This is a genomic window from Pedobacter sp. ASV1-7, from assembly GCF_040203335.1.
Classification (GTDB): domain Bacteria; phylum Bacteroidota; class Bacteroidia; order Sphingobacteriales; family Sphingobacteriaceae; genus Pedobacter.
In genome coordinates this window covers 113,105-127,209 of sequence record NZ_JBEHBV010000011.1, presented here as the reverse complement: position 1 = coordinate 127,209, position 14,105 = coordinate 113,105, and the positions used below count along the sequence as shown (strand labels likewise).

The window sequence follows — 14,105 nt, the reverse complement described above, 5'->3', positions numbered from 1 at the left end:
TAAAGATGAAAACAAGATATATACTTATAAAAGTAATCGTATTGCTGATTTTGATTCAAGGAATCTCAGGATGTAAAAAGATTGATAGTTATCTGGATCGTGATCCAGTGGGTGGACTATCAGAGAAGCAAGTATTTTCGAGGTATAATGAAACTGAGAAATATGTGGCAGGTCTTTATGCAAAATTGCATAACCGTATAGAATGGTGGCCATCAGCAGAAAGCGACAATAAAACTTTTTCTTATGCTGCGGCAAGTGATGAAGCGTTATGCTCTGTTCAATACCCTGATGGTCCCCACACTTTTACACAAGGGACCATAAATTCAAGTTATAACCCTCTTGATCGCTGGGTAGAGCTTTATGGCTCGATAAGAGCTGCTAACCTTTTTCTTGAAAAAATAAACTTGTTGGTTCCTCAAAACAATCAGCAAACAATCGGTAAAAACAGAATGATTGGCGAAGTACATTTTATGCGTGCATTCTATTATATGGAATTATTTAAGCGTTATGGTGGCGTACCGATTATTGATCATGTACTGAATACTGATGATGATTTGAATATCAACAGGAATACCGCTGAAGAAACTGCTAATTTTATTGCAGCCGACTGTGATGCGGCAGCTGCGCTTTTGCCACTTGAATATACTTCTATAGACTTGGGTAGGACAACAAAAGGTGCAGCTTTAATGTTGAAAGCAAAAGCATTTCTTTTTTCAGCTAGTTTGTTGCACAATCCGCAACAGGATAAAGAGCGTTGGTTAAAGGCAGCAGATGCTGCTAAAGCTGTAATGGATCTGAACCATTATGAGGTTGATAATGATTATGATGGATTAACACATAAAAGAATTGCCAAAAATCTGATCTTTCAGTCTAACTTAAATCAGACCACTTGGGTACATTTTAATTTTTTGCCAAGTTTAGGTGGACAGGCAAGGGTACAGCCTTTACAAAACCTTGTAGATGCCTATGATATAAAATCAAGTGGATTGCCGATTAATGAAGATCCTAATTATGATGCTGTGAATTCTCCATACATTGATAGAGATCCCAGGTTTTATAGTTCTATTATTTATGATGGCAGTTCTTTTAAAGGCAATACTATTTACACTTACGTGGGAGCTCCCGGAGGAAACGATATCCAACGTTGGGGAGGTGACCGGAGGACACAAACGGGCTATTACCTTAGAAAGACAGTTGATGAAAATGGGAGTATAACTCCAAATTTTATTGTTGGAGATCATTTTTGGATTTTTATGCGATATGAGGAAACATTACTGATTTATGCTGAGGCTTTAAATGAATATTTGGCTGCACCTGATCAGAATGTGTTAAATGCTGTAAATGAAGTTAGAACACGTGTGGGAATGCCAGGATTACCCGCCGGAATGCCTAAGGAAAAGATGAGAGAGAGAATTCGAAATGAACGAAGAGTTGAACTGGCATTTGAAGGACATCGTTTTTGGGACATCAGAAGGTGGAGAATTGGTGGAGATGTTATGAAATTGGCACGTGGAGTAATTGTAGATGGTAGTGTAACGCCAAGAAAGCACTGGGATAACAATATTGAAGTTAGAAAATACCCTGTTTCATATGATTTGTTCCCAATTCCTCAGTCAGAAATTAACAAACATCCTAAACTGAAGCAAAATCCTGATTATTAATGTTATGAGAAAATTAAAAATAAATAATTTATCCTTTGTATTGACGATGATTGCTTTGTGTTTAGTCATCAGCTCATCATTTGGACAGCATACCACACATGGAACAGAAGATAATTTAAAGATTGGGATCTTCTGGCCACCGTCCTGGGCTCATACTAACGATATGCAATATAAACGCTTGCATGAAGCTAAAGTCGATGTGATACAAAATACTACTTCCACGGATTTAGCTAGGCCCGAGCGTAACAAGAAAATGCTTGATCTGGCTTTGAAGTACAAAATGTTAGTATCTGTCGCTGATTCATTGATTTATGGAAACCTGGAGGATTCGAAAACCTTTATAAATAGGTATAAAGAACATCCTGCTTTATTTGGGTATTATATTAAGGATGAGCCGACTATAGCAGAATTGGAAGGATATGCGAAAAAATATAAAGAATTACTTTCTTTAGATATTGATCATGTACCGTATTTAAACCTGTTTCCGAATTTCGGTGTTGAAGGTGATTACGATAAAGAATATGTTGAGCGCTGGATAGAATTGGTAGGGGCTAAAAATCTTAAATATCTCTCATTTGACCATTATCCTTTTAAGCCTTCAGGAGAGTTTGCGCCAAGATATTTTGAAAATCTTGAAAGCATTAGAAGAGCTGGTATCAAGTATAATGTGAAAACTTCCTCTTATTTGCACTCAATGGGTATAAGAGGGTCTTATAGAAGACCTAATGTTGCTGAACTCCGCTATAGTGTGTATTCAAATCTGGCCTATGGAATTAAGATGCCGGTTTGGTTTACTTATTATACACCAACAAGTTTAACAGAAGATTTCATGGATTCTATTGTTGCCAGGGATGGAACTTTAACGGATTTGTATGCCCCGTTTAAGGTGCTGAATGGAGAGATTAAAGCATTAGGTAAGACTTTAGTTTCACTAGAGGCAGAAGCCGTATATCATATAGGAAGCGAAATTCCTAAAGGGACACCAAAAATGCCAGCTGATTTTGAATGGAAACCAGTGAGTAATCAGGACTTAATTGTAACTCTGTTCCGTTCAAAAAACTCAACTGAAACTTATTTGATGATTGTTAATAAGTCTTTTGAGGAGACATCGAAGTTTTCAATGAATATTGCCAAAAGCGTTGATAAAGTGAGTGAGATTGACAATAAAAATGGTCGTAAAAAGTCTTTATCCTATAATAAAGCTACAAATGTGTTTGCTGATACTTTGTTGCCTGGAGGAGGTAAACTATATGTTTTACAAACTAATTAATCAACTTAAATGATACTATTATGAAACTAAATATATATCTGGCAATTTGGATTGCTACTGTTTGTTTGACTTTTTCATGTAAAATTGAGCCTATTGCAATTCCCGAGGATACACCAATACTTGTTGAACCACCGACTCCACCGGAGGATAATGAGTTAACAAACTTACTTATTGGCGTATATTGGCCACCGACTTTTGATTTTGTTACGGATCAGCAATTTAAAGTATTGAGCCAGGGAAATGTAGACATGCTTCAATATGTTATTACCTATAGTCAGGCTCAAAATATGACGATTTTAGATAAATGCAGAGACAATGGAATGAAGGCTATCATATTTGATGGCCGTGTGATGGGGAATGATAATGATTTAAGTAACATGGTTTCTGTTTACCGTAACCATGCAGGCTTAGGTGGATATTATATCAAAGATGAGCCTGCTCCAAATGAGTTAAATTGGGCTTCAACGTTGTATAAGAAACTCATTGCCCTGGATCCGGATCATTTACCTCATGTTAACTTGTTGCCTAGTATTGCAGCCTCTATGGCTGGTTTAAATTATGAAACAGACTATATGAAGGCTTGGATTGATAAAGTTGGTGCTCCAAACTTGAAATTCCTTTCACTTGATATCTATCCATTTATGGCAGATGGTACTTTTAACCCGGTTTATTATACTGAGCTCGACCGTCTAAGAAGGGTAGCACTTGAAAAAGGTGACCTCAAAACTTCTGCTTATATTCAATCTATAGGTATACCTGGAGCTTATCGCAGACCAAATGAAAATGAACTTCGATATAATGTGTATTCGATGTTGTCATATGGTATTAAACATCCGGTATGGTTCACCTATTTTACACCTGAAAATACTGTAAATGAAACATTCACTGATGCTATTATTGATCGGGAAGGAAATAAGACAAACTTATATGTGCCTTTTCAGGTTTTGAATGCTGAGATGAAAAAACTAGGAAAGGTATTGTATAATATGCAATCTCAGATTGTATTCCATACAGGGGCTAATATTCCTGCTGGTGCAGAAAGCTTACCGACTTCTTATTTTCTACAGTTAGCAAATCCGAATGAAGAATTGCTTATTGCTCAACTTAAAAACTGGCCTGAAGGAGGTAGAAATTACGCTATGATTGTTAATAAATCTTTAACTGAAACAAAAGAAATTACGTTTAATGTTGCCGGATGGATTACTGGGATAGGTGAGGTCTCTAAGGTTTCTGGATCTGAAAATCCAATTACTGTTACTAACAATACAATAACGCTGACTTTTAAGCCTGGGGAAGGAAGACTTTTTGGGTTTAAACCATTCTAGATTGGAATGATATAGAAGTGAAATTAACTTTTTTGACACTTACTCATCTCCCTGGATGCAAGATAAACCTGTATGATTAAAGTAAATAAATTGTTTTTAATGCCTTTAGTGGCTGTTTTTTTATGTTTCTGTTCAAAATCCAAAGTAGAGGACGCTATAGATTTTGAAGGGGCGGTATGGATTGGAGATCATAAAGAGGAGCCTATATTAGATTCGCTGATGTATCTGGATGATCCTGCTCCGGTATTCCGAAAGGAATTTGCATTAAATAAAGCTGTAAAATCTGCAACACTTTATATTACAGCAGCTGGGTATTATAGTGCAGTAATAAATGGAAAGAAATTAGAGGATAACTATTGCGATCCCGCCTGGACGGATTATCGAAAGCGTATTTATTATTCTGAATATGATGTTAAGGATGATTTACTAAAAGGGGAAAATTGTATCAATGTAATGTTAGGTAACGGATTTTACAATTCATTACCGATGAAATTTTGGGGGGTATACAATTTAAGGGACGCATTGGTTAGCGGCCGGCCTATGCTTTTGGCTAAGCTGAAAATTATTTATTCGGATGGAGAAATAAAGGAAGTTAGCACTGATAAAACGTGGAAATACACTTATGGCCCTGTGATTCGGAACAATATATATCTTGGAGAAGTTTATGACGCAAGGAAAGAGCTTAGTGGTTCAGAACTACCTGGCTTTGATGATAAAGGATGGAATAATGCAGTAGAAAAAGAAGGGCCGGGGGGACAATTACAACGGACGTTTTTCCCACATATAAAGGTTATTGATGTAAAACAACCAATAAAAATTACTGAGATGCCGAAACAAGTTTATGTTGTTGATATGGGGGTGAATTTTACAGGGATTTTTAAAATGAAATTGCGTGGTAAGCCAGGAGACACAATTCGATTCCGTTTTGGTGAGCGTATAAATGATGATCAAACATTGAATCCGCTAACTGCTGTTGCTGGTCAGATTAAAGAGAAAGGAAAGGGGGGACCTGGAGCACCTGATTTGGCTGCTCAGGCCGGAATGTACATTTTTGGCAAGGAAGCAGAGGTAGAATATAGCCCGCGTTTCTCCTATGCTGTGTATCGATATATGGAAATATCGGGACTTAGACAGGCTCCTGAATTAACAGATATTAAGGGACTTGCTTTAGGATCTAATGTGGTTAGTAAAAGCAATTTCTCTACCTCGAATGGGCTAATCAATTCTATACAGGATATGATAAGAAGAACTTTTCTTAGCAACCTGATGAGCGTGCAGTCTGATTGTGCCGGTAGAGAGAAATTTGGTTATGGCGGGGACTTAAAAGCAACGAGTGAGGCTTTTATATATAACTTTAATATGCATAGCCTATATAAAAAGGTTTTGTATGATTGGGTTGATGTATATCAGGATTCTGTTTTCGTCGATTCTGCGCCTTATGTTGGACTGAAGTATTGTGGAATTAACTTTGAATCAGCCATTTTTGATTTGCAAAATGATTTGTTGCAATATTATGGAGACACGGCTACTATAAGAGAACTCTATGACTTTAATCTGAAATGGATGGATAAGGCTGCAAGGATTCATCCTTCGGGAATAGTAGATAAAGGCTTAAGTGACCATGAATCATTAGTGAATGTACCTGTTGAGCTTTTAGGTACTGTGTCTTATTTAAATACTGCACGACTTATGAAAGAGTTTTCAGCGCTGTTGAATAATAAGGATAATGAAAAGCGTTTCGCTTTATTGGAAAACAAGATCAGAAAGAAGCTTAGAGAAATGTACTGGACCGGAGAATCCCCTGGGGCTTTATTGGATCAGCAATCAAGGGCAGCCTCTATGACTTACATCAGCACGCTTCCCGAATCAGAAAAGGCAATAGCGATAAAAGCCTTGAATGCTACCAAAGATGCATTCAATAAACAAACATTTTATACTCTATTATTATATGCTGATGTTATTCCTGAAAAAGATAAAAGTAAAGCTGTAGCATTATTGTTAAAGGCCTTGGATGAAGCACCTGCTAAACATTTTACGACAGGGATTTTTGGTACAAAATATATTCTTGACGTCCTTTCTAAATATGGTCACGCAGACAGAGTTTACCAGATTGTAAACAGTACAGAGTTTCCTGGCTGGGGGTTTATGGTTAAGAATGGAGCAACTACCCAATGGGAAACCTGGAAGGAAAGTGATAATATTTATTCAAACTGTCATCCGATGTTCGGTTCAGTATCTGCATGGTTTTATAAATGGGTTGCAGGAGTAAGGCCTTTGACTCCAGGTTTTAGAAAGTTTTTGATTGCACCAGTATTACCCTCTGGTCTTTCGGAAGTTAAATGCAGTTATGTATCTCCACAGGGGACTATAACCGCAGACTGGAGTAGAAAGGGAAATGAAGCCATTTTTAATTTGGTCGTACCTTCAGGAACTACGGCTTTATTTAAGTTACCTATTAAGAATCCTAAAAAAGTTAATGTAAAAAATCTGGAAGATGATCGTCAATTTACTCCAAAGCTTAAAGCTGATGGTTCATGTGAATTTGATTTATTGCCTGGTAAATATTTAATTGTATCGGAATGAAGAAATTAATATTTGTATTTCTTTTTGCATTTTCCACAGCTTTAAAAGCACAGGATATGGCCATAAAATTGCCCTCAATTATAAGTGATCATGCAGTGTTTCAACAATCTGAGGATGTGAAACTTTGGGGCTGGGGTCCATCAACCCGTAAAATTGCTATTGTTGGAAGTTGGGCCCCTACAGATACTATTAAGACTTTGGTTAAAGATGATTGTACCTGGAGTACCAGTATCAGAACTCCTAGAGCTGGTGGTCCATATACTATTAAATTTATTAATGGCGTTGATGTTGTTACCATCAATGATATTATGATTGGAGCTATTTGGCTTTGTAGTGGGCAATCTAACATGGCTTTACCTGTTAATGAAGCGCTATTAGATGTGGGAAATGCACTCAAAGAACCCAAGAACAATCAAATGCGTTTTTTTATGCCTGAGTTTGCATACGATGTTCTGCCTCGTAGTGATTGCAAAGGTAAATGGGTAGTTTGTGAATCGAAGACTATGGCTTCTTTTAGTGCTGTAGGATATTTTTTTGGTGCCAGATTGCAAGAACAACTAAATATTCCTGTTGGTTTGATTGGCGCTGCTGTTGGAGCAACAAGAATTCAACCCTGGATGCCTAATTATGCAGTAGAAAATGATGCAGAACTAAGTAAAGTAAGTGAAAATATTGGTAATTCATGGTCACCTCAAGGAGTCTCTATATTGTATAATGGGATGATTAATCCCTTGGTTCCTTATACTTTATCGGGAGTGATTTGGTATCAAGGAGAGACGAATGCATGTGTAGATGCTGAAGCCAGGGTATATGGGAAAATGTTAAGGGGCTTAATTACTAGCTGGCGTAAGGAATTTAAAAAAGAGATGCCATTTTATAGTGTTCAAATAGCACCTTTTGATGGTTACTATCCCCCTGATGCAGCTGCATACTTGCGTGAACAACAGGAGACATCACTGGTATTATCCAATACTGGGTTAATCACAATAGGTGATTTAGTAGATTCTTTAAAAGATATACATCCACGGTTGAAAGCGAATGTAGGTCGACGATTAGCAAACTTAGTTTTAAAGGAGCAGTATAAGGTGGATGAATTAGAACCCTATTCTCCTCGTTTTGCAAAAATGGAAATTCGCAATGGACGCGCTATTATTTATACCACTCAGGCTACTGCACTAAAAACCGCAGGAAAGAAAATTAATAGTTTTAAGATGGCAGGCAAGGATAAAGTATTTCATCCTGCCGAGGCCAAAATAGAAAAGAATGGAAATATAATTTTGTTGTCGAAAAGTGTTAAAGAGCCAGTTGCTGTCCGCTATTGTTTTACCAATGATGGTGTACCCAATATATTTAATTTAAGAGGTTTGCCGCTGATGCCTTTTAGGACAGATACTTGGGAATAAACACTTATTTCCTTTTACTACTTACAAGAATTACGACTCCTGCAATTAATACAATACCACCCACATAAGGAGGCCAATTCACATTTTTCTCTTTATCTGCGGATATTTGAATAGGTCCGGCATCTACTATTTTTTCTTTTTTATTGTATGTGAAGCCAGTCCATACTAGCATTACAATACCTAAAATGGTTAGGATTAGTCCAAGAGGTTTATTCATATCAGTTCTGTTAAGTTTATGTATTAACAGAACTGATAATGGAATGTTTGAAACTTGTTTGATTCATTTAAATCTCTCGAATTCGAGACGCTAGATGTTATTGGTCTGTAAATAGTCTTCACCGATATTTGTTACATCATCTGCTGCATTGGAAAGAATGACTATTGCCCGCTGTCTATTCAGATCAAACCCAACGAATGAGCGAAAACCACCTGTTCCACCCGAATGGTGGAAATAAGTGTTTCCCTTATTGTGATTGATTCTCCAACCCAGTCCCATGTCTTGCTCCTTGCCCTTAAAGGTAGTCTGATGGCTTAATATGATTGCTTTTTGAAAAGGGGTTGTATTGCTTATGTTCATTTGTGCCATGGTGTATTTCACCATGTCACTTAGAGTGGAGCGGATGGCTCCGGAGCCCTTCAGTGCTGCAAGATCCCATGGCGCTGTAGCTTCACCAGCTTCATTGTAACCTTGTGCAAAGTTTTTCCTTGCTATTGGGCTGAGGGAAATCGAAGTGTTGTTCATTTTAAGCGGTTTGCAGATTCTTGTAACAATGATTTGTTCAAAGCTGCAATTTGTATTACGTTCCAGGATAGTGCTCAAGACTCCCGCTCCAAAATTGGAATAGGAAAATAAGGTGCCAGGTTTTACAGTTGGTTGATAATGTTTTAAAAAGCTATAAAGTGCATCTGTTAGGTAATGTTTATATGGGTCTTTTGGATCTACATTTCTGCTGAAGATGTTGGCTGGTAGTCTTGGTAATCCAGATGTATGGTTAGCCAGGTTCTCCAGGGTGATTCTGGTATTTTGGAATTGAAGTGTTGGTATTGAATCTGGTAGATAGCTGTTAATCGGGTCGCTAAGTTTCATTCTGCCTGCAATGACTTCCTGGGCAAGAACTAGTGCATTGAAAGTTTTTGTCACAGAGCCGATCTCGAAAATGGTTGTTTCAGGACTTGGGAGTTGTTTTGTGATTTTGCTTGTCGATCCATAACTGTAGGTGCGTATTTTTCCGTTTTGGATAACGGCAAGGGTTATGGCTGCTGTATTTCCTTTTTGTATGTAGGATCTTACCTTTTGCTCTACCCAAAGGTCTGTTGAGTCTTTCAAAGGATTATTGCTTTCTTGTTTTTCAGTTTTGTTGGCAATGATAATGGGAGTGGCTGCAAAGTTGAGTCTATCGATTTTGCCTTCGGCATTGAGCTTGAGGGAAAAGATTTGTTTTGAATTCTCAAATAGAGCAATATAATCGAAGCCTTTCTCATTTTTTTCTTTGAAGTCATTTTTTTTCCAATCTCCAACTTTTGTACGGAATCTAGCCATTCCTCTAGCAAACTGTTCGCCGGTCATTTTCTTTTGGAATATAGCGGAGGTGAGTTGGTATATTCTCTCAGACTGATCAGCATTAAAGTTAGCCTGTACTTTTATGGCTATAGCATCGTAATCTTTTCTTTCCTGCTGGGCATGGGTAAATTGAATGCTGAGCAAAATAAAGCAAATTATAAGCTTGATGTTCAGAAGTCTACGCATGATGTTTTCTTTAGGTATTTTAAAGTTAATATCCTTGTTTTGAGATTACAAAAGAGTATTTGTTACAATCCCATTTCTATTTTTCTGGCTATACTTAACCTTGGGGATGGCTTTTTCTCAATTATATATTAAATTTGGTAAATGCATGTTTCAGGTATTGTAATTGATTGATTTAACGATGATTGTGCAAGTAGTTAAGCAATTAAGCCAAGTGAAGACACCAATTTTATAATGCAGGAGAAAGGAGATTGCGAAAGCACTATGAGAATTGAAATATCAAAAAGTCTAACAGAAGATCAGGCCAAGCAAATTGATCACTTCTGGAATGAAGTTTATCCGGTTAAATTAAAAAATAGATTTGGACTGTTGTTGAAAGACTTAAAAGAATCTAAACACCATGTTTTACTTAATGAAACCGACGAAGTAGTAGGTTGGGCTGCTGCATTCTTGCGAGATGGGGAAATATGGTTTTCTATTCTTGTATCTTCTGAAAATCAAAACAAGGGTTATGGAAATATGCTAATTGATAGTTTAAAGCAAAATTTCAAGAATTTATACGGTTGGGTTATTGATCATAATAATGATTTGAAAGAAGACGGTTCAACCTATTTTAGCCCAATTCAATTCTATTTGAAAAATGGCTTTGTTTTAATGGAAGATAGAATTAAAACCGATATTATTTCTGCAGTTAAAATTAAATATGAGGCAAATATTAAGTAGTTAAAAAATGAAATACTAGAGTCAAGCTCTGTCTTCAAGGTATGGAAATGGAAGAAAAGCCACTTTGCATTAAGCAATTTAAGAATTTCTTGTTGTAGGCTCCTTTTCTGTAATGGCCTTAAACCCGCACTCCAATACGGCTTTAAGTAGCTCTATGGTGTAACTATTAATATAAAGTCCAATATAGGAGTAGTTCTTAAGATGTTCATTAATAAAGCAGCTTTCGGGATATTTTTCAAGAAAGAGTTCCCTATTTTGAAAATTGGTCCGTATAATCAGAGATTCCCCGTTTTCGTGCAATCTGCAAAGTAAGTGCTTTTTAATCTTAATTGATGGTGTATTGTAATGAGATAAGCTGTCCTGGGCACCAGGGAATAATAAGGCGATCTGTCGTACTGTTTCAAAATCAGCTGGATTGAAATTGATCTCTTTCATGGCATATGATTTTATCTAATTAATGACAGCTAGATTGTTACAATCAATTAATTAGAAATTTATGTTCTATTCGTATTTTATACCTAATTTAGGATACTGCTAAAACAACAACGAAATGAAATAATGACATTCTATTACGCAATTATTAAGAGCAGAAATCGTTAAAGCTGATAATAGTTCGAAATATTAACCTAGTTTAATATGATAGCTTCATATTTTATTACAAAATAAATATGTTCTGATGAAAAAACTGAGATCAAAAATAGTAAAAACGCTCAAAAAGGAATTTACTTTCGAATGTATCATTTCCTCCAGAATGAATCAGGTAATTTTAGATGTTAAGAACATAGATTTTGAGCAACACCTTGGGCAGTTGATACAGCAAACTCAATTCATCATTGATAAATACTTCCCTCAAAGGGAAGATCACTTATGTCTTGTCATTCGCGCTATAGATGGAACAAACGAGAATAAATTTAAAATCTGGAAGTCTCATTAATACTTATTTGCCCTTTATATAGGTCTATCTTCCTTCTTTATCTCTTTGCTTTCAGGCGTTTCTTTAACTATAGTTTTTTCTACATAGTTTTCAACTGAGTTAGAATCCTCTGGTTTGATTTTTTCTTTCAAAATTGTATCCCAGAAAACGGTAGTTTTACTTTCCTTAATCTCGTCCTGCTTTTCTTTTCTGATCATAATATCAAATTTACTGAATTAATGTAGTGAAGACAAATCTCAGATTGCTGATGTATTTGAATAACGTACATGATAAGTTTTTTGTTATGTACTCAACTTTGTGAAAAATTAAATAATTTAATTTAGTTAAGTCTTTTGTTGTAAGATAATTATAGGATTAAAATAAATATTATTGTTATTGTGAGTTAAAACTATAAATTTGAGAAGGCCAATATCAAAGGAGATAAGGACATAAGTAAGAATTAATAAAACAGACGATGATTAAATACCTTTTAAAAATACAATTAATCGGATTTATGCTAGTTGCCATAAACACGATTAATGCGAAAGCTCAGAAAGGGGCATTGTATGAAAACTTTCCTGAAAGTTTTGAAAGCTCCGGAGAGCAAAAAGGTATAGCAAAAAAAACAGTAAATCTTTCTTCTGGTAAATGGGAATTTTATGGGGTTTCTATAGATTCTTTTATAGTAAATGATCGACCAACAAGTGGAAGTTTTGCTCTTAGAATGGCAGCAAATAATACTGAACCTTTATATGCACAAATGAATTTTGATTTAACCCAAGGCGCGTCTAAAGTTACGGTTTGGTATAGTTCTTATGGAGCTAAGGCAGACCAGAAAGGTACTTTTAAGTTAGAATATTCAACTGATAAAGGAAAAAGCTGGAATCAATCTGGAAAAGATGTGGTGGCTAATAGTAAGACTAAACAAGGATTATCTTTTCCATTAAATATTTCTGGGAATGTGCGCTTTAGAATTGTAAAACTTCCACTAGGTAATGGTAAAGACGATCCTAGCATTGAAAATGGAAGATTAAGTATCGACGATTTCTCAGTCTATAAAAATTAGCTTAGAACTCATTAAACAATAAATAAACCATCAAATAAAAATATTATACTAAAATAGATGAGAAAAGTACTTTTTATATTGATCCTGATTATTGGATCGAATCAGTTAATGGCACAAAGTATCCGATTAGCCACTTATAATATTAGAGGGATATTAGCTAGAGATGTTCCTGTGAATATGTGGAAGGATAGAGTAGGGCTTGTTATACCTTTAATTCAATTTCATGACTTTGATGTTTTTGGCGTTCAGGAAGCAAATGAAGAGCAATTGTCTGATTTAGAAAAAGCACTCCCTGGTTATGGAATTATAGCAGAAAATAAAAATAACGGCTTAAATACATCAGCTATATTTTATAAGAAATCAAAGTTTAATTTTCAAAAAAGTGGACATTTTTGGTTATCCGCTACTCCAGATGTAGAAGGAAAAGGCTGGGATGCGAAGCATCCAAGAGGTTGCTCTTGGGTAGAGCTAACAGATATCAAACAGAATTTTAAATTTTACTTCTTTAATACCCATTTTGATCATGTCGGAGTACAGGCTCGTAAAAATAGTGCAAAGTTAATTATAGAAAAAATTGACCAAATTGCTGGTAATAATCCTGCTGCGGTTGTTGGTGATTTTAATTTCGATCAGAGAGATGAGAATTTTGCCTACATCAAAACTTTTAATAAGCTTTTTGATTCTTATGAGGTAGCTAAATTTAAATATGAACCAAATGGAACATCAAATAGTTTTAACATCACTAAGAAATCAGATGCTCGTATAGATCATATTTTTATAACTAAACAATTTGAAGCCTTAAAATATGGTGTTTTAACTGATAATTCTGGAGGAAAGTTTCCTTCTGATCATTTTCCAGTGGTAGTAGATGTGATAACGAAAAAGTAATAGAAGTTACTATATAAGTTTTTAAACAAAAAGGTCGGATAAAAATATTTCCGACCTTTTTGTTTATTTCATAGGTATATAGCTTACTGAACTACTTTACCATCTTTATCAATTTTGATTGATCCTGTTTCTTCTCCTTTTTTAACATCAATTTGATAGTATTGAGTTTTATCTGCATTCGTTACCAGGAATGCTGCTACTGGAGTAAGTTCTTTAGCTTCTTCAGATTTTAATACTGCTTTTACAGGTTCTGGAAGGTCTTTTAATTCAACTGGAACTTTTGTAGTGCTATCTTGGTATACCGCAATGTTAATTGGGTTTTTAATTTCGCTTGCTTTTACTGATGTTAATCCTGCTACGGCTAAAAATGCTGCTGATAAGATGATCTTTTTCATAATATTCGTTTTAATCAATTAAAATTCTTGTTAATTATGAATAGGATAGGTTTGATAACCGTGCCGAAACAAGTGGTTTTTGGCACAACTCTGGATGTCAGTTTGTTGTGTTATTCTTGCCTTTTGAATATTGT

The 14,105-nt window shown here is 35.6% G+C and carries 14 protein-coding genes; 9 read left to right on the top strand and 5 right to left on the bottom strand.

Annotated features, from left to right (window positions below; genetic code table 11):
• Positions 1 to 5 precede the first annotated feature (5 nt).
• The 5 genes from ABDJ41_RS21430 (at position 6) to ABDJ41_RS21410 (ending at position 8,242) form a co-directional block, all read left to right on the top strand.
• Entirely contained in the window at positions 6 to 1,661 is a 1,656-nt protein-coding gene (locus ABDJ41_RS21430; RefSeq protein WP_349788187.1) for a RagB/SusD family nutrient uptake outer membrane protein, read from the top strand.
• A 4-nt stretch (positions 1,662 to 1,665) separates the two neighbouring features.
• Positions 1,666 to 2,931, top strand: a complete 1,266-nt coding sequence (locus ABDJ41_RS21425) for a hypothetical protein (RefSeq protein ID WP_349788186.1) — start codon at positions 1,666 to 1,668, stop codon at positions 2,929 to 2,931.
• 20 nt (positions 2,932 to 2,951) lie between these two features.
• The gene (locus ABDJ41_RS21420; RefSeq protein WP_349788185.1) at positions 2,952 to 4,256 is read left to right on the top strand and encodes a hypothetical protein; all 1,305 of its coding nucleotides are present in this window, start codon (positions 2,952 to 2,954) and stop codon (positions 4,254 to 4,256) included.
• 72 nt (positions 4,257 to 4,328) lie between these two features.
• Complete coding sequence (locus ABDJ41_RS21415; protein ID WP_349788184.1) at positions 4,329 to 6,839, top strand: family 78 glycoside hydrolase catalytic domain; 2,511 nt, start codon at positions 4,329 to 4,331, stop codon at positions 6,837 to 6,839.
• Positions 6,836 to 8,242, top strand: a complete 1,407-nt coding sequence (locus tag ABDJ41_RS21410) for a sialate O-acetylesterase (protein ID WP_349788183.1) — start codon at positions 6,836 to 6,838, stop codon at positions 8,240 to 8,242. Before ABDJ41_RS21415 ends, ABDJ41_RS21410 begins: the two co-directional genes overlap by 4 nt.
• A gap of 4 nt (positions 8,243 to 8,246) precedes the next feature.
• Here ABDJ41_RS21410 and ABDJ41_RS21405 read toward each other — a convergent pair whose 3' ends face one another.
• A complete protein-coding gene (locus tag ABDJ41_RS21405) occupies positions 8,247 to 8,459 on the bottom strand; it encodes a YidH family protein (protein WP_349788182.1) in 213 nt (70 codons plus the stop codon).
• 90 nt (positions 8,460 to 8,549) lie between these two features.
• On the bottom strand, positions 8,550 to 9,989 hold the full coding sequence (locus tag ABDJ41_RS21400; protein ID WP_349788181.1) for a serine hydrolase: 1,440 nt from the start codon (positions 9,987 to 9,989) through the stop codon (positions 8,550 to 8,552).
• A gap of 261 nt (positions 9,990 to 10,250) precedes the next feature.
• On the opposite strand from ABDJ41_RS21400, the gene ABDJ41_RS21395 reads away from it, so the two are divergent.
• A complete protein-coding gene (locus ABDJ41_RS21395) occupies positions 10,251 to 10,709 on the top strand; it encodes a GNAT family N-acetyltransferase (RefSeq protein ID WP_349788179.1) in 459 nt (152 codons plus the stop codon).
• A gap of 78 nt (positions 10,710 to 10,787) precedes the next feature.
• Here ABDJ41_RS21395 and ABDJ41_RS21390 read toward each other — a convergent pair whose 3' ends face one another.
• Complete coding sequence (locus tag ABDJ41_RS21390) at positions 10,788 to 11,144, bottom strand: hypothetical protein (RefSeq protein ID WP_349788178.1); 357 nt, start codon at positions 11,142 to 11,144, stop codon at positions 10,788 to 10,790.
• A gap of 241 nt (positions 11,145 to 11,385) precedes the next feature.
• Here ABDJ41_RS21390 and ABDJ41_RS21385 point away from each other — a divergent pair, with 241 nt between their 5' ends.
• A complete protein-coding gene (locus ABDJ41_RS21385; RefSeq protein ID WP_349788177.1) occupies positions 11,386 to 11,643 on the top strand; it encodes a hypothetical protein in 258 nt (85 codons plus the stop codon).
• 14 nt (positions 11,644 to 11,657) lie between these two features.
• On the opposite strand, the gene ABDJ41_RS21380 is transcribed toward ABDJ41_RS21385, so the two are convergent.
• Positions 11,658 to 11,840: a hypothetical protein gene (locus ABDJ41_RS21380; protein ID WP_349788176.1), complete on the bottom strand. Its 183-nt coding sequence runs from the start codon at positions 11,838 to 11,840 to the stop codon at positions 11,658 to 11,660.
• Between the two features lie 257 nt (positions 11,841 to 12,097).
• Between ABDJ41_RS21380 and ABDJ41_RS21375 the strand changes: the two genes are divergently transcribed.
• Both ABDJ41_RS21375 and ABDJ41_RS21370 read left to right on the top strand, forming a co-directional pair.
• Positions 12,098 to 12,688 (top strand): hypothetical protein, encoded by a 591-nt coding sequence (locus ABDJ41_RS21375; RefSeq protein ID WP_349788175.1) that lies wholly within the window; start codon positions 12,098 to 12,100, stop codon positions 12,686 to 12,688.
• A 57-nt stretch (positions 12,689 to 12,745) separates the two neighbouring features.
• Positions 12,746 to 13,576, top strand: coding sequence for an endonuclease/exonuclease/phosphatase family protein (locus ABDJ41_RS21370; RefSeq protein ID WP_349788174.1), 831 nt, complete (start codon positions 12,746 to 12,748; stop codon positions 13,574 to 13,576).
• Positions 13,577 to 13,659: 83 nt separating this feature from the next.
• Here ABDJ41_RS21370 and ABDJ41_RS21365 read toward each other — a convergent pair whose 3' ends face one another.
• Positions 13,660 to 13,971, bottom strand: coding sequence for a hypothetical protein (locus ABDJ41_RS21365; RefSeq protein WP_349788173.1), 312 nt, complete (start codon positions 13,969 to 13,971; stop codon positions 13,660 to 13,662).
• Positions 13,972 to 14,105 lie beyond the last annotated feature (134 nt).